The organism is Ruegeria sp. AA6, from assembly GCF_056542865.1.
Map to the genome: position 1 here is coordinate 74,687 of NZ_JBQGAN010000001.1, position 17,655 is coordinate 92,341.

Below are 17,655 nucleotides of genomic sequence, written 5' to 3' on the forward strand. Positions count from 1 at the left end.
AACTCTACTCGCAGGAGGGCGCGCCATGGCTGTTTCAGCCGACGCGGATTTCAAGACACGCCTTCAGAACTGGATCCCCAAGCTGGTCCTGTCCCCATCAATCGCGATGATGACGGTCTTTGTCTACGGGTTCATTCTGTTCTCGGTCTATCTGTCCTTTACCGACAGCCGCATTCTGCCGACTTTTGGATGGGTTGGCTGGGAAAACTATGACAAGCTGTGGCGGCTAAGCCATTGGGAAACATCGCTAATCAATATGGGCATCTACGCAAGCCTGTATATCGTGATCTGCACCTGCCTCGGTTTGGGGCTGGCGATCTTCCTTGATCAGAAAATCCGCGGCGAGGGGCTGCTGCGCCCGATCTACCTGTATCCGATGGCGCTGAGCTTCATCGTCACGGGCACTGCGTGGAAGTGGTTCCTCGACCCAGGTATCGGGTTGGAAAACGTCATGCATTCCTGGGGCTGGACCAGTTTTGAATTCGACTGGATCAAGAACCGCGATTACGCCATCTACACGGTGGTTCTTGCGGCGGTCTGGCAGACAAGCGGCTTTGTAATGGCCATGTTTCTCGCCGGGCTGCGGGGTATCGACAACGAAATTCTGCGCGCGGCACAGATGGATGGGGCCTCGAACTGGAACCTCTATCGTCGGATCATCATCCCGCAACTGCGTCCGGCGTTTCTGTCGGCTTTCGTGATCCTAAGCCACCTTGCGATCAAGACCTTTGACCTTGTGATCGCCTTGACCGGAGGCGGGCCGGGCCGGGCAACTGAACTGCCCGCGACGTTCATGTATTCCTACACTTTCACGCGGAACCAGATGGGGATCGGTGCGGCCTCGGCCACGATCATGCTGATGACCATCGCGGCGATCATGATCCCCTACCTCTACGCCGAATTGCGGGAGAAACGCTGATGTCCCAAGCAACTCAGGATACCGCAATCCGCACCGGCCGCGTCACCCGCACGTTGATTTATCTGGTGCTGCTGCTGTTCGGCCTGTTCTACCTGCTGCCGCTCTATGTGATGCTGGTGAACTCGGTCAAACCGCTGGAAGAGATTACTGGCGGCGGCATGATGAACCTGCCTCAGGTGTTCACGATTGAGCCGTGGCTGAAAGCCTGGTCTTCGGCCCAGATCGGTGTCGATCCGACGGGTTTGAAGCCGTATTTCTGGAACTCGATCAAGATGGTGGTTCCGGCGGTGATCGTCTCGACCATCCTTGGCGCGCTAAACGGCTATGTACTGACCAAATGGCGCTTCAAATATGACACCATCCTGTTCGGCCTGATGCTGTTCGCCTGTTTCATCCCGTTCCAGATTGTGCTGATCCCAATGGCGCGGATGCTGGGCCTCATCGGGCTGGCAGGCACAACCTGGGGTCTGGCGCTGGTGCATGTGGTCTATGGGATCGGCTTCACCACGCTGTATTTCCGTAACTACTACGCCGTGTTCCCGACCGAATTGATCCGGGCGGCGCAGATCGACGGGGCCGGGTTTTTCCAGATCTTCTGGCGCATCCTTCTGCCCAGTTCCGGGCCGATCGCCGTGGTGTCGATCATCTGGCAATTCACCAACATCTGGAATGACTTCTTGTTTGGTGCCTCTTTTGCCGACGCCAATAGCCAGCCGATGACAGTGGCGCTGAACAATCTGGTGCAGTCGTCAACCGGTGTGAAGGAATACAACGTTCATTTCGCAGGCGCCATTCTGGCCGCCATGCCAACTCTGCTCGTCTACATCGTGGCCGGACGGTACTTCGTCCGCGGCCTGATGGCGGGTTCCGTGAAAGGATAAGGCCTGATGGGTTTTCTGGACATAGACAACGCGACCAAATCCTATGGGTCGGTCGAGGTGCTGCACAAGGTCGATATTTCAGTGCAGGAGGGCGAGTTCCTAGTGCTGGTCGGCCCTTCGGGCTGTGGCAAGTCCACCCTGCTGAACATGATCGCAGGGTTGGAAGAGATCACCAGCGGTGAAATACGCATCAAGGAACAGGTGATGAACGGGGTCCATCCGTCGAACCGAAACATCGCCATGGTGTTCCAAAGCTACGCGCTTTATCCGAATATGACGGTCGGTCAGAACATCACCTTCGGGCTTGAGATGCATGGCGTCCCTAAGCCCGAGCGTGAGAAGGCGATGCAAGAGGTCGCCAAGTTGCTGCAGATCGAACAATTGCTGGATCGTAAACCCGGCCAACTGTCGGGTGGTCAGCGGCAGCGGGTTGCCATGGGCCGTGCGCTGGTACGGAACCCCGATGTGTTCCTGTTTGATGAACCGCTTTCAAACCTCGACGCCAAGCTGCGTGTCGATATGCGGACCGAAATCAAGAAGCTGCACCAGAACCTTGGCACAACCATCGTTTACGTGACCCACGACCAGATCGAGGCAATGACCCTGTCCAGTCGTATCGCGGTCATGAACGGTGGCTACGTGCAGCAACTGGGCACACCGCAGGAAATCTATGACACGCCCGCAAATATCTTTGTCGCAACGTTTATGGGCTCCCCCGCAATGAACGTGGTACCGGCGAAAGTCACGGTTTTAAACGGCCGCCCTCATGCCGAGGTGGCGGTTCATGACGGGTCGGTGGCGCAACTGCCATTCAGTCAGGACAACTTGGCCGCATGGGATGGGCGCGAAATTCTACTGGGCATCCGCCCTGAAACCATCACCGACATGGATGGCGCGGACCGCAAATCCTCGAACATCGCACAGATGACCAACCGTATCGTGGTGACTGAACCCGCAGGGTCGGACACGTTTGTGTCGATGCAACTGGGTGGTCGCGACGTGATCGCCCGGATGCGCTCGGATGCCGAGGTTGCACCCGGTCAGGATTTCCCCTTTGCGGTGAACATGGAAAAGGCCGTTGCCTTTGATCCCGAAAGCGAGATGCGGATAACTCCGTGACTAACCCAGACGTCATAATCATCGGGTCGGGGATCGGAGGGGCAACACTGGCGGCGGCACTCGCCCCGTCAGGCCGTCGTATCCTGATCTTGGAACGGGGAACGCATCTGCGCCCGACGCCGCAGGATCGCAACCCGCAGGCGATCTTTGGCGACGGCTGCTTTCGTCCGAATGAGACGTGGCTGGATGGGGAGGGGCAGCCTTTCAACCCCGGGAACTACTACTGCGTCGGCGGCAACTCCAAGTTCTACGGTGCAGCTCTGATCCGCTACCGCAAAACGGATTTCGAACCGCGCCAGCATATGGGAGGGCAGACCCCCGGATGGCCCATTATTTATGATGATCTGGAACGGGATTACACGGCGGCAGAGCAGCTTTACGCGGTGCGCGGAACCACGGACGAAGACCCGACTGAGCCGCCACATAGCGGGGCATATCCAAACCCACCGGTTGCGGATGAGCCGGACATCGCAGAATTGCGGATGCGGTTGCGCAGGGCGGGCCTGTCGCCTGCGTCAGTACCATTGGGAGTCGACATCGACCGTTGGCTGTCGGCCGGTCAAACAACTTGGGACGCGTTTCCCAATACTTGCGGCGGCAAGATGGACGCCGAGACCTGTGCACTGGCTGAGGCACTGAAACACAAGAATGTCGAACTATTGACCGACGCTCCTGCCAGCAAGCTTCTGTGCGACGGTGATGGACGCATTTCGGGCGTTGAAGTCGAAGGGCACGGCACTCTGTGCGCTCCGGTGGTCGCGCTGTCGGCTGGGGCCGTCCAATCCGCAGCGCTTTTGCTCAAATCCGCAAATGACAATTGCCCGACGGGTCTGGCAAACCGCTCTGATCAGGTCGGTCGGAACTTCATGAACCACAATTGCTCGGCTGTTCTTGCCTTGCACCCGCTGCGTCGGAACCGTTCGGTCTATCAGAAGACGCTGATGTTCAACGACTATTACAACGATGATGGGCAGGGCGGCGCGCCTTTGGGCAACGTCCAGATGCTGGGCAAAATCACCGGCCCGATCCTTGCGTCTCAAACCGGATTACCCGGGCCGCTGGCCGCAATGTTGGCAAACCGGAGTTTTGATTTCTACGCCATGTCTGAGGATCTGCCAAACCCCGACAGCCGCGTGACATTAGAGGGTAGCCAGATTCGATTAGACTGGAAACGCTCGAATTGGAATGCACATGAAGCGCTTGTCGCAAAACTGAAACAGCATCTGCGCCGGGCCGGATTCCCGATTGTCTTTTCGCGGCCTTTCGATCGTCGCACCCCCTCCCACCAATGCGGGACCGCACGGATGGGGGATGATCCAACCAGCAGCGTGGTCGACCCTTTCTGCCGCGGCCACGACCATCGGAACCTGTTCATCGTAGATGCGTCGGTTCTTCCGACTTCGGCTGCAGTCAATCCGGCCTTGACCATTGCGGCGCTTGCCTTGCGCGCAGGTCGACACATCCTAGAAACGGAGTTTGCAGCATGACCGGAATTGCTTTGGTCACAGGTGGGCAACAGGGCATTGGCCTCGGTATCTCTCGTGCGCTGATTGCGGCGGGTTACAAGGTAGCACTGGCCGCGCGGTCGGCACCGGATGCATCGGCGGTGCAAGAGGCATTGGCCGAGCTTGGGCCGAACGCGATCTATGTGCAGCATGATGTGTCAGATATCGACAATGTTCCAGCCCTGCTGGACCAGGTCGAGGCGCAGCTGGGACCGGTCACAGCGCTGATCAACAACGCAGGTGTCGGCGCACCAGTGCGAGGAGACATGCTGGACCTGACGCCAGAAAACTGGGACTTCGTGCAAAACATCAACCTTCGAGGTGCTTTCTTTCTGGCGCAAGAGGTCGCGCGACGCATGTTGGCGAAGCCGGTCGACGCTTATCGATCGATTACCTTTGTTACTTCGGTCAGCGCGACGATGGTGTCGATCGAACGCGCCGAATACTGCGTATCCAAAGCTGCCGCTGCGATGATGGCACAACTGTTTGCGGTGCGCATGGCGCCTCACGGAATAGGAGTGTTTGAATTGCGTCCCGGCATCATTGCAACCGAGATGACGGCCGGCGTCCGCGACAAATACACGGATCGAATTGAAGGTGGCCTTGTTCCCGCAGCACGGTGGGGTGAACCCGAGGACATCGGATCCACCGTCGTCCCGCTGGTTCAGGGGCAAATGCACTTCGCCACGGGTGCCGCTATCCCTGTTGATGGCGGGCTTTCAATTTCGCGTCTTTAAAGCAGGGCACACCAGAATGTCTGAAGGATATGATTTCATTGTAATCGGCGGTGGATCAGCGGGCTCGGTCATTGCCGCGCGCCTGTCGGAAGAACCATCTGCGAATGTGCTGCTGTTAGAAGCCGGATCGTCTGACCGTCACCCGTTTTTTCATCTACCCGCCGGGTTTGCGAAAATGACCAAAGGGATCGGCAGCTGGGGGTGGTCGACGGTTCCGCAGAAACACATGCAAAACAAGGTGTTTAACTATACCCAAGCCAAGGTGATCGGCGGAGGATCCGCGATTAACGCGCAAATTTACACGCGCGGCGCGGCGCAGGACTATGACGATTGGCGGCAGATGGGATGTGAGGGGTGGAGCTATGCCGACGTCCTGCCCTATTTCAAGAAGTCCGAAGACAACGATACCTATGACAACGAATTTCACGGCAAAGGCGGGCCGTTGGGCGTGTCGATGCCAGCAGCACCTTTGCCGATCTGCGACGCTTATATCAAAGCTGCTGGTCAGCTTGGCATCCCCGAAACACGCGACGTGAACGGCGCCAAACAGGACGGGGCCGGTTATTATCAGCTGACGCAGCGAAACGCGCGGCGTTCCTCTGCTGCAATGGCCTTCTTAGCACCCAACCGCAGCCGTCCGAATCTGACCGTGCGAACCGGAGCTCAGGCACGATGCCTCTTGGTGGATAAGGGCAGGGTGACCGGTGTTGAAATGATGGACGGCAAAAAGATCGCCGTGTCGAAGGAGGTCATTTTGTCCTCGGGGGCAATTGGATCGCCACGCCTTTTGCAGTTGTCAGGCATTGGCCCTGCGGATCACTTGGAAAGTCTTGGGATCAACGCAGTCTATCACCAACCGCAGGTGGGCGCGAACCTACAGGATCATTTGGATCTGTATTCCATATGCGAGGTGACTGGCCCGCATACTTATGATCGTTTTGCCAAGCTTCACCTGTCGGCCTTCGCGGGCTTGCAATATCTATTCACCCGCAAGGGTCCAGTGGCCTCCAGCCTGTTTGAAACAGGAGGGTTCTGGTATGCTGACCCGGATGCGCGCTCGCCGGATCTTCAGATGCATCTTGGCCTTGGTACCGGCATTGAGGCGGGGGTTGAGGCTATGCCGAATGGTGGCGTCACCCTCAATGCCTGTTTCCTGCGCCCGCGGTCGCGCGGTACTGTTCGGTTGCAAAGTTCCGACCCTGCGGCAATGCCGTTGATCGACCCCAACTATCTGGCCGATCCTTATGATCGCGAGATGTCCATTAGGGGTCTGAGGCTGGTTCAGAACATCCTCGCGCAGGATGCACTGAAACCTTACATCCTTGCTGAACGGCTGCCGGGCCCGGATGTGCGGACCGAGCAGGAGTATTTCGACTTCATCTGCGTGCACTCCAAAACATCCCACCATTGTGCAGGGACCTGCCGGATGGGTAGTGATGCCGAGGCGGTACTGGACCCGCGCTTACGTTTTAACGGGATTGAGGGGCTGCGCGTGGCCGATGCGTCGATCATGCCGACGGTCAATTCCTCGAACACCAATGCACCAACAATCATGATCGGTGAAAAAGCCGCCGACATGATCAAACAAGATCAGGGTATCACGCAATGATCCGCCATATCGTTCTAACAAAGTTCCGTTCCGACGTAGCCGAAGAAACCATCGAGAAAATTTACAGGGGCCTTTCAGACGTGTCCGAAGCCCTGCCGGGGGCCAGCGGTTTTACCGGAGGCCGCAGTAAAAGCCCTGAACAGATCGAACGCGGCTACATGCATGGGTTCGTGATCAATTTTGACGATTGGGCCGCCTTGGGCACCTATCAAAACAACGAAGCGCACAAGGCGCTGGGCGCTCAGCTGGTTGAAAACGCTGTTGGTGGCATAGACGGAATTCTGGTTCTGGATTTGGAGGTCTGAGACGATGCAACTGGTATTGCCAAATCCTGGAGGGCAGCTTGAAACCTACGCGCTGACCGGCACTCCATTGGTGCCGCGCGCGCCGAAGGTGCCATTGACGCGGACCGCCTTTGCGGCGGCGCATGTGGTCTCGGACCCTCTGGCCGAACGCAACCCCTGGGACGGACGCCCGGCAGTGGATTGGGACGCGACCCTGCAATTTCGGCTTGGGCTGTGGGATCAGGGGCTGGGCCTGGCCGAAGCCATGGACACCGCGCAGCGCGGTATGGGCGTGGATTGGGATACCGCTTTGGAATTGATCCAGCGCACGATGAAAGCCGCGAAGGCGCACCCGTTGTCGCCTCGGGTGGCGTGCGGGGCAGGGACCGATCACCTGCCGCTGAGTGCGTTGAACACTGCGGGCGAAATCCTGTCTGCTTACGAGCATCAGGCCGAGGCGATCGAAGCCGCCGGCGGGCAACTGATCCTTATGGCATCACGCGCCTTCCCGACGATCAACGCGGGCGCGGATACTTACCATGACGTCTATCGCGCGCTTATCGACGGTGCGGCCGAACCTGTAATCCTGCACTGGCTGGGCGACATGTTTGATCCGGCACTGACAGGCTATTGGGGCAGCACGGATGTTAACGTGGCCAGCGATTTTGTACTGTCCTTGATCAACGAGAACCCGGGCAAAGTGGATGGGATTAAGATTTCACTGTTGGATCAGGCGCATGAAGAGGCATTTCGCGCTCGGTTACCTGATGGCGTTCGTCTCTACACGGGCGATGACTTCAACTATGCCGACCTGATCGCAGGGGACGGGAACCGCTTTTCTCACGCTCTGCTTGGCATTTTTGCAGCCATCGCCCCTGCAGCCAGCCAAGCGCTTGAGGCGCTCGCGTTGAACGATATGGACCGGTATCGCGCGTTGTTTGGCCCTACGGTTCCGCTAAGCCGCGAGATTTTCCGTAACCCAACTCGGTTTTATAAGGCCGGTATCGCTTATTTGGCGTGGCTGAATGGTTCTCAGGCTCATTTCATCATGCCGGGCGGTTTTCAATCCAGCCGTGATATTTGCCACTACGCGCAAATCTTCAGGCTGGCCGACCAAGCCGGTTTGCTCTCGGACCCGGAACTGGCTAAAGCACGGATGACCACGCTTCTCAGCTTGCACGGAGTAGATCAATAGCCTGAATGCGCAGACCCACGATCATAGATGTCGCCAGCACGGCGGGCGTTTCCAAGTCGACAGTCAGCCTTGTCCTGCAGGGAAGCCCGCAAGTGAAACCAGAGACACGCAAGCTGGTTCACGCGGCGATGAAAGAGCTCGGCTATGTATACAACCGGTCGGCGGCAAATCTGCGATCAACAGGAACTGCACTGATTGGATTGGTTATCAACGACCTTACCAACCCGTTTTTTACTGAGTTCGCGACGTCGTTGCAGATGGCACTGGGCTCCCGAGGCTATGCCGTCGTGGTCGCCAACACCAATGAAGACCCTGAACTTCAGGATCAGGTAGTGGGCGCTATGCTGGAACACGGCGTATCTGCCCTAATCCTATCGCCTGCTTATGGCGATGTTTCAAATACCCTTTCAGCGGTCGAGAGGGCCGGAATCCCTTTGATGCAGGTCTTGAGGCAAGTTGAAAGCGAAACGGCGCGATTTCCCTTTATTGCACCAGATTATGCAGAGGGTGGGCGCGCGGCAACGCAATACCTTATAGAAACAGGAGCGCGGCACATCGCCTTTATTGGTGGTCTCGGCGGCGCCGAAGTCACTCAGGAAAGACTGTCTGGTTATATTGGTGCAATGAAAGACAACCGCTTGGAGCCATTTTTCAGAACGGGGAAATCCAGTCGGTCATTTGGGCATGAGGCAACTATCAGTCTTTTCGAGGAATATCCGGAATGCGACGCAGCAGTTTGTTTTAACGATCTTGTCGCTTTTGGGATGATCAATGCCTGCCATGAAACTCAGGTTAAGATTGGGCAAGAGTTTCAGATTGTCGGTTTCGACGATATAAAGGAGGCTTCGGAATGTTGGCCTGCTTTATCTACTGTGCATTGCGGGGTTTCTGAGTTTGGAGAAGAGGTTGCGGACACTGTTTTGCGTTGGCTGCAGGATGGAGCCACGCCAGCGCAATACACCCGCACGTCCACGCGTTTGGTTGTGAGGCAAACCACAAAAGGCAAGTTGTGACCGCAGGCCACAAATGCCCAAACCGCAGAGCACTGTGATTAGTTTAAATCAGAAGGGTCAGTTTGGTGGAAACTGTCTTTAGCCGCGGAAAACGGATCTAGCAGTTGCGGGTACACTCAAAATCAAAATGGCATGTCGACGAGGTGTATGTGACGAACAATTTTCACCGGCGTTAATTCAGGTGTGCCTTGCATCGTGAAAATGACGTTTTGGGGGCGTCGTCGCCAGCCGAGGCGTCTTCAAGTTGACACGGTCCGCCGCTCTATCCGGGGGGCGCGGCACAAATAATAGCTCGACCGGTCGAGCGGAGGTTGGTCGAAGTTTCCTATCAGCGTCCGAACAGTAGAAATGCAGCAACATATTAGATTAGTCCAATATATGGTTTGATGACTGCCAATTCACTCTGATAAATCATTAGGATTTGATGCAGGTTTTTCCCGACCGCAACGCTTGAGTTCCAGCGGGCAGGGAGGAAAACATGTCACAAATCACAATTAAAGGTGCTCTGATTTGGGATGGCGTGTCGGAAACGCGTTACCCAGGAACTGTCACGATATCGGGGAACAAGATCACCGCAATCGCCAAAGGCGAAGACACGGCCACAAAAGTGCAAGGCGATGTAATTGACGGCTCCGGCCACACACTAATGCCAGGCATGGTGGAAGGTCATTGCCATCCCAGCTTTACCGGTGTGGGCGAACCTTGGGAGCTTGGCCAGTTGTGCCCCGAGCAGCATATGCTGCTGACGGCCCAGAACCTGCGTCTGCTGTTGAGCCATGGGTTTACGTCGATTTTTGAGGCCGCGTCGGCCAAGCCAATGCTGGGTGTGACGGCTCGGGATGCCATCAACGAGGGGATGCTGGACGGTCCGCGTATGCGCGCTTCGAGCCCCGAGATCACGACCACAGCCGGTCTGGGCGATGAACGCAAGCGCCACATTTATCAGGAAAGCTTCGGTCTGGTTGCCGACGGTCCAATTGAGATGCGGCGCGTGGCGCGCGAATGTGTGCGCGACAACGTAGACAATATGAAGATCAATATCTCGGGGGATGAGTTCGTTTCATTCGCGCGGGCCGAAATCACACCGCTGGAAGATGATGAGTTGGCCGCCTTCATGGCCGTGGCGCGCAAATATGGCAAGACGGTTGCTGCCCATGCCAGGTCGTCAGAATCCGTGAAAATGGCCGTGCGTCATGGCGTTGATTGCATTTATCACTGCGATTTCGCCGATGAAGAAGCACTCGACATGCTCGAGGAAGCCAAGGATCGCGTAATCCTCGGGCCAGCATTCGGTTTGGTCCACAACGCAACCCGCGAGGGTGAGGCTGTCGGCCTCACCAAAGAAGTGGCCGAACAGATGAACCTGTTCCGAAAGTTCGATGCCACCTGCGCCACCTATCACGAAATCCGCAAGCGCGGCATGCGCGTGGCGGTCGGAGGAGACTATGGTTTTGCCATCACTCCGATGGGGCAGAACGCCCGCGATCTGGAACATTTCGTGCGCTATTTCGGTTACTCACCCGTCGAGGCATTGCGTTGTGCAACTACCGTCGGCGCACAACTGATGCAAATGGAAGACCAGATCGGTCAGGTCAGAGAAGGCTTTCTGGCGGATCTGCTGCTGGTCAAGGGCGACGTCACGCAGGATGTCAGCCTGGTTCAGCATCAGGACAATCTGTCGATGATCATGAAAGACGGGGTGATGTTCAAAGACCCCAGAACTGGCATCAATGCAGGCGGCTTGATCCGCGCTGCCGAATAAAACCAATACGTTAGGGAGGAAACGCATGCGTATTCTGAAAACCGCGGCAGCAGCCGCGACTCTGGGGCTGTTTGCCGGATCGGCGATGGCAGATGGATATCAAGGGGTGCCGCGCACCTTTTTATGGAACCCGGGCGCATCGGAAATCTATGACGCCGCCGAGTACAAGAAAGACGGCCCATACACGATCGGCTTCTCAAATGCCTCGATCTCGAACCCTTGGCGCGTAGCGATGCTGCACGGGATCGAAGCGGCGGCGGAACGCAATGCCGACAAGCTGAGCAAGTTCATCATCACCGATGCCAACGACGACCCCAGCAAACAAGCCGCTGACGTGCAGGATCTGATTGCACAGGGTGTCGACATCCTGCTTATCTCGCCTGCCACGGCTGAGGCGATGGACCCGGTCATTCGCCGCGCAAAACGGCAAGGTATTCCAGTGGTTCTGGTCGATCGCTCGGTGCCATCGGATGAGAACTTCATCAGCTTCGTCACCGCATCAGATCAGGCGTTGGGCCGGATTTCGGCCCAATGGCTGGCCGAAAAACTGGACGGTAAAGGCAAGGTCGTGATGCTGGGAGGTTTGGCCGGGGCGTCGCCTGCCGAGGCGCGCATTCAGGCCGCGATGGAGGTGTTCAATCAGTTCCCCGAGTTAGAGGTTCTGGAAACTCAGTACACCAGTTGGTCACCCGCCAATGGCAAGACTATCATGTCTGCTTTGATCCAAAAATACGGTGATGAGATTTCGGGTGTCTGGGCCGACTCGGGCCTGCAGGGATCAGGTTCGATCGAAGCCTTCCTCGCTGCGGGGTATGGGGCCGGCACCATACCTCCGCATACCGGTGGCGACTTCAACGCGATGTACCAGTTGTCGGTCAATAATGACGTACCAATGATCGGCATAGACTATCCACCAGCAATGGGCGCACAGGCCTTTGAGGTTCTGTTCGATGTGCTCGATGGCAAGGGTATCCCGAAGCGGATCGAGGTGAACCAGCAGGTTGTAGTTTCCGAAGGGCATGAGACGCCCTCGGTGCAGGCCGATGTGTTCGTTGCGGACTATGCGCTGATGGATAAGCCGGGTTCGGTCATCATGTCCTCGGGCGTTGGTGCGGATTACGATCCGGCAACCTTCTCGGCCGAGTATCCCAAATAATCGGGATCAAAAAGGGCAGGGGCGGCTACGCATCGCCCCTCCACCCCACGGGAGGAGAGAACGATGGCACAGCCATATCTGGCCGCGCGCGGCCTCAGCAAGTCATTTGGCCCCAACGAAGTGCTCAAAGGGATCGAGTTCGAAGTCCACGGCCACCATGCCGTTGCGCTCTGCGGCGAGAACGGCGCTGGTAAATCGACCCTGATCAAACTGATGACCGGGCTCTACACCCCGACCGGCGGCTATGTGGAGTTCGAAGGCCAGGAAGCGGGCTGGTCTGATCCGCGCCAAAGCCTCGCCGCCGGGATCGCTGCTGTGCATCAGGAGTTCTCGGTTCTGGGTGCCCTTTCGATTGCCGAGAACATCTATCTGGGGGCCGAGCCTCGCACCAAAATGGGTCTGATCGACCGCAAGGCATTGAAGCGCGACGCGCAGGCGCTGCTGGATGACTTGGGGATTTCTTTGAACTCAGATGACCTTGTTGAAAACCTGTCGGTTGCAGACAAGCAAATGGTTGAGATCGCCAAGGCATTAAGGGTCGAAGCCAAGGTGCTGATTCTGGACGAACCGACGGCGGTGCTGAGCCAAAACGAAACCAAACACCTGTTTCGCATCATCAAAGACCTGCGCGAGCGGGGGATGGGGTTGGTCTATGTCTCGCACCGGCTGGATGAGATTTTCGAGATTTGCACCGACATCACGGTGATCAAAGACGGGGTGGTGACCTCGAAAGGGCCCACCACGGACTACACCCATGACAGCGTCATCGCTGCCATGGTGGGGCGCGAGCTTGGTGACCTCTTCCCGCACAAGGCCGCGAACCCAACGGCGGGCGAGAAGGTGCTGGAGGTGGAGAACCTTGTGGTGGCTCCGCACCTTCCGCCCGCCAATCTGGATGTTCACGCCGGCGAGATTGTGGGGCTAGCCGGTCTGGTCGGCTCGGGCCGGACGGAACTGGCGCTGGCCTTGTTTGGCGCCGCCCCTTCGACGGGCAAGGTGACCCTGATGGGTGAGCCAATGACCCATCGTGATCCGGCGGGCTGCATCGAGGCGGGTATCTTGATGCTGACGGAATCGCGCAAGGATGATGGGTTATTCCTGAATTCTTCGGTTGCGCGGAATTTTGCTGCCACGACGCCGGGTTTTGGTGTGCACCATAACGCCATCCCCCCGGGGCATGAGGAGAGTCGCGCCGCGGTTCTGAAAGAACGTCGCGGCGTGGTGGTTGACCACGTGGGCCTGCCGATCTCGGCGCTGTCCGGGGGCAATCAGCAAAAGGTTCTGATCGCGCGATTGCTCGAAAATCGGCCCAAGCTGCTGATCCTCGACGAACCAACGCGGGGCGTCGATGTCGGTGCAAAATCCGAGATCTACAAAACCCTTCGCGAGCTCGCAGATGAAGGTATGGCCCTTCTGGTCATCTCATCGGAACTGATCGAAATCGTGGGGCTGTGTGACCGCGTCCATGTCATGCGCGACGGCGAGCTGGCGAAAGAACTGGTCGGCGATGAGATCACCGAAGAGGCGATCATCACCGTTGCCGCCGCTGAAACCTCAACCCATCACGGAGTAGCGGCATGAGCACAATTGCACGCGCCACGCGCGCCCAGCCCGTTCACCTGGTTGTCGTCGCCCTGATTGCGGTCGTCTTTGCAATCGGCATCTCGGCTTCAGACCGTTTCGCAACGCCTCTCAACATGGCGAACGTGCAGGATCAGATGGTCGCCCTTGCAATCGTCGCGCTGGCGCAGACCATCGTGATCCTGTCCGGCGGCATCGACCTTAGCTATGCCGGTGCGCTGAGTTTCCTCTGTGTGGTCTTCGCTGCCATTGCCGGAGACACAACGGGCACATTGTTGCTGGCTATGGCTGCCGTCATGGCCCTCGGTATCCTGATCGGTATGATCAACGGAGGGATAACTGCCTACGTGGGTGTGCATCCTCTAATCACAACGCTTGGCACCTCGACGATCCTTGCGGGCGCGGCGCTGTTGATTACCCGGCAGCCTTCTGGCTCAGTGCCTCTATTCTTCGAAGACTTCACGTATGGCCGTCTGGGTGTGATGCCCTATGGCATGTTGTTTGTCATCGCGCTGTATCTGTCGATCGGCTTCATGCTGTGGCGTACTGCGTTCGGGACACGCATCTACGCCATAGGTGATAACGAGGCCGCCGCTGCCGTTTCGGGCCTTCCGGTGAAACAGACCAAAGTGGCGATCTATGCTTTGTCCGGCCTGCTATGCGCCGTTGCCGCGATGTACATGAGCGGACGCTTCGGGGTCGGCGACCCGCGCGCGGGTATTGGGTTCGATTTACGCTCGATCACGCCGGTGATTGTTGGCGGTACGCTACTGGCCGGAGGCAAAGGAGGCGTTCTGGGGACGGCGCTTGCCGTGATCCTGCTGGCGTTCCTAGCCAATGTTCTGAATTTCATGAACATCTCCAGCTATTACCAGTGGATCGCCGAAGGCCTGATCATTATCGCCGCCGTTTCATTCTTTGCAGGAAAGGGCAAGTCATGACCGCGACCGCCACCAACCCCGCGAGTGCCAAGCCCAACCGCAACACGGTGCGCGCGACCCAGCGCCGAGAGCTGTTGATCCTGCTGGGCTTCCTTACCGTAATTTGGGCGGTGACGACTGTCTTGTCGCCCCGGTTCCTGACTCCCGCGAACCTTAAAGACATCCTTATCCAAGCCGCGCCGCTGGGCTTTGTTGTCATCGGTCAGATGATCGTGATCATCGTACGTGGGCTGGATCTGTCGGTCGCCTCGATCATGGCGACTGTCGCGGTTTTGTCGACCTCACTGATCGACTCTACACCTATAATTTTCATCGTCGGCTTGCTGCTGGGCGCGTTCATCGGGGCGATCAACGGTTACCTTGTCGCATATCGAAAGGTGACCCCTTTCCTTGCAACATTGGCGACCATGATCGTGCTGCAGGGTATTCGCTTTGCTTACACCAAGGGCGCGCCCGGAGGTACGCTGCCAGAAACATTCCGTTGGCTTGCAACCGGTGACATCCTTGGCATTCCCGTCGCTCTGATCGCCTTGACCATCGTGGGTTTGGGGATGCACTGGCTTCTTGAACGCACCGTTTTTGGCCGCCAACTGAAACTCTATGGTGATAGCCCGGACGCTGCTTACATGACCGGCGCTCCGACCAAGATTTTGGTGGTCATGGCCTTTGTCATCTCGGGCGTCTTGGCGGCCATCGCCGGGCTGTTCCTCGTTGGTTATGTCGGGATCGTCGACAACTGGACCGGGCGTGGATACGAGCTGGACAGTATCGCAGCTGCAGTGATCGGTGGCGCGGCACTATCGGGCGGAAAAGGCTCTGTCCCCGGCGTTTTGCTGGCAGCGTTGATCCTGGTGTCTCTGTTCAACATCGTCGTCATCCTTGGCCTGTCCATCGAGTTGCAGTTGGTGATCAAGGGTGCACTGATTATCCTCGCCGCTGCTGTTTACATGAAACGATCGCAGAGTTGATCGGGAAGGTTCCCATGTCTCAGGATGACAAATCGAATGTGCAGCGTATCGCGACGATCCTGAAAGGGTTCGACGTGCATAACACGCCGCGCCGAACGCATGATATCCTCGAGGTTTTGGGTGTCACCCGTTCAACTGGCTTTGGCCTTCTGCGGGCAATGGTTGCAGCGGAGTGGTTGGAACGCTTTGACCACGGGTTTCTGCGGCTTGGGCCAAAAGCAAGGCAGATGATCTTCGCCACGCTTGAAGTACCCGATACCGCCGAAGGTAAAAAATTGTCTGCCCGGCCCGGAACAACCGGGTCAGGGTCTCAGGAAAGCGCGCCAGAACTGGAATGGGACCCCGCGTTGGTTCGGACCGTCGATGCCAGCCGGTATCAGCGCGCGGCCCCATATCGTATCGGCTTTTCCAACGCATCAACCAGCAATGCCTGGCGCCGCGCGATGCTGCAGAGCCTGTTTTACGCCGAGCGGATTGCGCAATCTCAGATCGAAGCGCTTGTTGTGCTGGATGCAAACGACGATCCAGCGTTGCAGCTTCGGCAGATTGACGAGTTGATGGCGCAAGAGATCGATCTGCTGCTGATCTCGATCACCTCAATAAACGATCAGGCGCTGAGCGACCGGTTGGCTATTCTCTCAGCCCAAGGATTGCCGATTGTTGCGGTCGACCGGCGCCCAAATGATCGATCGTCGCTGGTGTCATTCGTAACTGCTTCTGATCATCGAATTGGTCGTATCAGTGCGCATTGGATGGCGGAACACTTGTCTGGGAAAGGGCGGGTCTGGATGCTGAGCGGCCTTGACGGGGCCAGCCCCGCGCTCCGGCGGCAGCAAGCCGCATTGGCTGTATTTTCCGAGTTCCCGGGCATCCGTGTCGAAAACGTCAGTTACACCGATTGGACCGAAGCAGGGGGCTATGCCGCAATTGACAAAGTGCTGGCCGAGGCGCGGCGACCGCCGGACGGCGTCTGGTGCGACAGTGGTCTTCAGGGTGTTGGGTCAGTTCGACGGTTCTTGGAATCTGGTTTTGATGTGCCCGCCCATACCGGTGGTGATCTGAATGAGATGTACAAGCTTTGCCTGCACTACAAAGTGCCGATGGCTGCGCTGGACTACCCGGCCAGCATGGGCGCGCGGGCGCTGGGGTTGGCCCTTGATATACTTGGCGGAAACACCGTGCCGCAGCGTGTGGAAGAGCCTGTTCAGATTGTCCTGCCGAGAGGGTTGGAAACGGCTTCGGTCAAAGCTGACACATGGGCTGAGTTACACGTCGCCTGGGATCTACCAGACGAGGCGATCCTGTCGCAGGGACCTGCCTTGCGCAGCACCAAACGAACCATCAGAGGGAGTGCCACAGGATGACCCAATCCGCATATGCGCGTGCAGTTGAAGTCTTTGAGGCTCTGATCACTGCTCCAGGAGTTGGCGCTCATGCCTCTCCGGCAGGTCTTATTCGGGCGGCGGGGCTGCCTCCCAGCAGCGGCTATCGCCACATTGCCACGCTTGAGGCAGAGGGGATGCTGCGCAGGGATACGCAGGGGTACTACCTGCCTGGAATGTCCGCTATTCGGATAGGCCTTCAAGGGTTCGGAGCAGGGCGGTTAGCACCGCTGGTACAACCCCTTCTTCTGCAATTGCGACAAAGCACCCAGCTTACGTCTTTTGTGGCAATCGCGCAGGACCTTGAGTTGCACATGGGTCCACATTCAATCGGACGTGAGACACGTGGAACGCCCGTGCAACAGGTGTATGGGTTCGAAACCATCCCTGGCTTTGAGATAGGAGAAGTGACGGAAACGGGCTTGCGCTGGTTGGAGGGCCCAATTGCCCGCCGCACCAATGTTGCCTTGATACCCGTCGAAAGCACAGCAAGCGACATCGTATTGCTGGGCCTTGTTCTGAATTCGACCCGCGGAGCGAGCGAAATGCAGATACGCGCATTGAAACACGCCTATGGCCAAATTGAAGACGCAGGGGTTTAGA

The 17,655-nt window shown here is 57.6% G+C and carries 16 protein-coding genes; all 16 read left to right on the plus strand.

The genetic code is table 11. The features are described from left to right. Positions 1–25: 25 nt before the first annotated feature. The gene (locus ACR0LN_RS00305) at positions 26–919 is read left to right on the plus strand and encodes a carbohydrate ABC transporter permease (protein ID WP_420584163.1); all 894 of its coding nucleotides are present in this window, start codon (positions 26–28) and stop codon (positions 917–919) included. Further along, positions 919–1,800 carry a carbohydrate ABC transporter permease gene (locus ACR0LN_RS00310; protein ID WP_170639053.1) on the plus strand — a complete coding sequence of 294 codons (882 nt, stop codon included), beginning with the start codon at positions 919–921 and terminating at the stop codon, positions 1,798–1,800. The genes ACR0LN_RS00305 and ACR0LN_RS00310 overlap by 1 nt, the downstream gene beginning before the upstream one ends. A gap of 6 nt (positions 1,801–1,806) precedes the next feature. Continuing rightward, positions 1,807–2,919 (plus strand): ABC transporter ATP-binding protein, encoded by a 1,113-nt coding sequence (locus ACR0LN_RS00315; RefSeq protein ID WP_480426824.1) that lies wholly within the window; start codon positions 1,807–1,809, stop codon positions 2,917–2,919. Then, positions 2,916–4,406 (plus strand): GMC oxidoreductase, encoded by a 1,491-nt coding sequence (locus ACR0LN_RS00320; protein ID WP_480426826.1) that lies wholly within the window; start codon positions 2,916–2,918, stop codon positions 4,404–4,406. Before ACR0LN_RS00315 ends, ACR0LN_RS00320 begins: the two co-directional genes overlap by 4 nt. Beyond that, complete coding sequence (locus ACR0LN_RS00325; RefSeq protein WP_480426828.1) at positions 4,403–5,161, plus strand: 3-ketoacyl-ACP reductase; 759 nt, start codon at positions 4,403–4,405, stop codon at positions 5,159–5,161. Before ACR0LN_RS00320 ends, ACR0LN_RS00325 begins: the two co-directional genes overlap by 4 nt. Positions 5,162–5,177: 16 nt before the next feature. Beyond that, on the plus strand, positions 5,178–6,770 hold the full coding sequence (locus ACR0LN_RS00330; protein WP_480426831.1) for a GMC family oxidoreductase: 1,593 nt from the start codon (positions 5,178–5,180) through the stop codon (positions 6,768–6,770). Beyond that, on the plus strand, positions 6,767–7,075 hold the full coding sequence (locus tag ACR0LN_RS00335; protein ID WP_480426833.1) for a Dabb family protein: 309 nt from the start codon (positions 6,767–6,769) through the stop codon (positions 7,073–7,075). The genes ACR0LN_RS00330 and ACR0LN_RS00335 overlap by 4 nt, the downstream gene beginning before the upstream one ends. A 4-nt stretch (positions 7,076–7,079) precedes the next feature. After that, on the plus strand, positions 7,080–8,249 hold the full coding sequence (locus ACR0LN_RS00340) for a dihydrodipicolinate synthase family protein (RefSeq protein WP_480426835.1): 1,170 nt from the start codon (positions 7,080–7,082) through the stop codon (positions 8,247–8,249). A 5-nt stretch (positions 8,250–8,254) separates the two neighbouring features. Beyond that, positions 8,255–9,262 carry a LacI family DNA-binding transcriptional regulator gene (locus ACR0LN_RS00345; RefSeq protein WP_480426836.1) on the plus strand — a complete coding sequence of 336 codons (1,008 nt, stop codon included), beginning with the start codon at positions 8,255–8,257 and terminating at the stop codon, positions 9,260–9,262. Between the two features lie 478 nt (positions 9,263–9,740). Then, complete coding sequence (locus ACR0LN_RS00350) at positions 9,741–11,024, plus strand: metal-dependent hydrolase family protein (RefSeq protein WP_480426838.1); 1,284 nt, start codon at positions 9,741–9,743, stop codon at positions 11,022–11,024. Between the two features lie 25 nt (positions 11,025–11,049). After that, positions 11,050–12,180 carry a substrate-binding domain-containing protein gene (locus tag ACR0LN_RS00355; RefSeq protein WP_480426839.1) on the plus strand — a complete coding sequence of 377 codons (1,131 nt, stop codon included), beginning with the start codon at positions 11,050–11,052 and terminating at the stop codon, positions 12,178–12,180. Between the two features lie 63 nt (positions 12,181–12,243). Further along, positions 12,244–13,761 carry a sugar ABC transporter ATP-binding protein gene (locus tag ACR0LN_RS00360; RefSeq protein ID WP_480426841.1) on the plus strand — a complete coding sequence of 506 codons (1,518 nt, stop codon included), beginning with the start codon at positions 12,244–12,246 and terminating at the stop codon, positions 13,759–13,761. Further along, positions 13,758–14,702, plus strand: coding sequence for an ABC transporter permease (locus ACR0LN_RS00365; RefSeq protein WP_480426842.1), 945 nt, complete (start codon positions 13,758–13,760; stop codon positions 14,700–14,702). The genes ACR0LN_RS00360 and ACR0LN_RS00365 overlap by 4 nt, the downstream gene beginning before the upstream one ends. Then, on the plus strand, positions 14,699–15,670 hold the full coding sequence (locus ACR0LN_RS00370) for an ABC transporter permease (RefSeq protein ID WP_480426844.1): 972 nt from the start codon (positions 14,699–14,701) through the stop codon (positions 15,668–15,670). The genes ACR0LN_RS00365 and ACR0LN_RS00370 overlap by 4 nt, the downstream gene beginning before the upstream one ends. 14 nt (positions 15,671–15,684) lie before the next feature. Then, positions 15,685–17,034 carry a substrate-binding domain-containing protein gene (locus ACR0LN_RS00375; protein WP_480426845.1) on the plus strand — a complete coding sequence of 450 codons (1,350 nt, stop codon included), beginning with the start codon at positions 15,685–15,687 and terminating at the stop codon, positions 17,032–17,034. Then, entirely contained in the window at positions 17,031–17,654 is a 624-nt protein-coding gene (locus ACR0LN_RS00380; protein WP_480426847.1) for a helix-turn-helix domain-containing protein, read from the plus strand. Before ACR0LN_RS00375 ends, ACR0LN_RS00380 begins: the two co-directional genes overlap by 4 nt. Position 17,655 lies beyond the last annotated feature (1 nt).

What these genes read in the sequence shown, in the direction of transcription:
- ACR0LN_RS00380 (WP_480426847.1), top strand. Translation starts at nt 17,031, where the DNA reads ATGACCCAATCCGCATATGCGCGTGCAGTTGAAGTCTTTGAGGCTCTG.
- ACR0LN_RS00370 (WP_480426844.1), top strand. Translation starts at nt 14,699, where the DNA reads ATGACCGCGACCGCCACCAACCCCGCGAGTGCCAAGCCCAACCGCAAC.
- ACR0LN_RS00365 (WP_480426842.1), top strand. Translation starts at nt 13,758, where the DNA reads ATGAGCACAATTGCACGCGCCACGCGCGCCCAGCCCGTTCACCTGGTT.
- ACR0LN_RS00310 (WP_170639053.1), top strand. Translation starts at nt 919, where the DNA reads ATGTCCCAAGCAACTCAGGATACCGCAATCCGCACCGGCCGCGTCACC.
- ACR0LN_RS00360 (WP_480426841.1), top strand. Translation starts at nt 12,244, where the DNA reads ATGGCACAGCCATATCTGGCCGCGCGCGGCCTCAGCAAGTCATTTGGC.
- ACR0LN_RS00325 (WP_480426828.1), top strand. Translation starts at nt 4,403, where the DNA reads ATGACCGGAATTGCTTTGGTCACAGGTGGGCAACAGGGCATTGGCCTC.
- ACR0LN_RS00315 (WP_480426824.1), top strand. Translation starts at nt 1,807, where the DNA reads ATGGGTTTTCTGGACATAGACAACGCGACCAAATCCTATGGGTCGGTC.
- ACR0LN_RS00350 (WP_480426838.1), top strand. Translation starts at nt 9,741, where the DNA reads ATGTCACAAATCACAATTAAAGGTGCTCTGATTTGGGATGGCGTGTCG.
- ACR0LN_RS00340 (WP_480426835.1), top strand. Translation starts at nt 7,080, where the DNA reads ATGCAACTGGTATTGCCAAATCCTGGAGGGCAGCTTGAAACCTACGCG.
- ACR0LN_RS00355 (WP_480426839.1), top strand. Translation starts at nt 11,050, where the DNA reads ATGCGTATTCTGAAAACCGCGGCAGCAGCCGCGACTCTGGGGCTGTTT.
- ACR0LN_RS00305 (WP_420584163.1), top strand. Translation starts at nt 26, where the DNA reads ATGGCTGTTTCAGCCGACGCGGATTTCAAGACACGCCTTCAGAACTGG.
- ACR0LN_RS00375 (WP_480426845.1), top strand. Translation starts at nt 15,685, where the DNA reads ATGTCTCAGGATGACAAATCGAATGTGCAGCGTATCGCGACGATCCTG.
- ACR0LN_RS00345 (WP_480426836.1), top strand. Translation starts at nt 8,255, where the DNA reads ATGCGCAGACCCACGATCATAGATGTCGCCAGCACGGCGGGCGTTTCC.
- ACR0LN_RS00335 (WP_480426833.1), top strand. Translation starts at nt 6,767, where the DNA reads ATGATCCGCCATATCGTTCTAACAAAGTTCCGTTCCGACGTAGCCGAA.
- ACR0LN_RS00330 (WP_480426831.1), top strand. Translation starts at nt 5,178, where the DNA reads ATGTCTGAAGGATATGATTTCATTGTAATCGGCGGTGGATCAGCGGGC.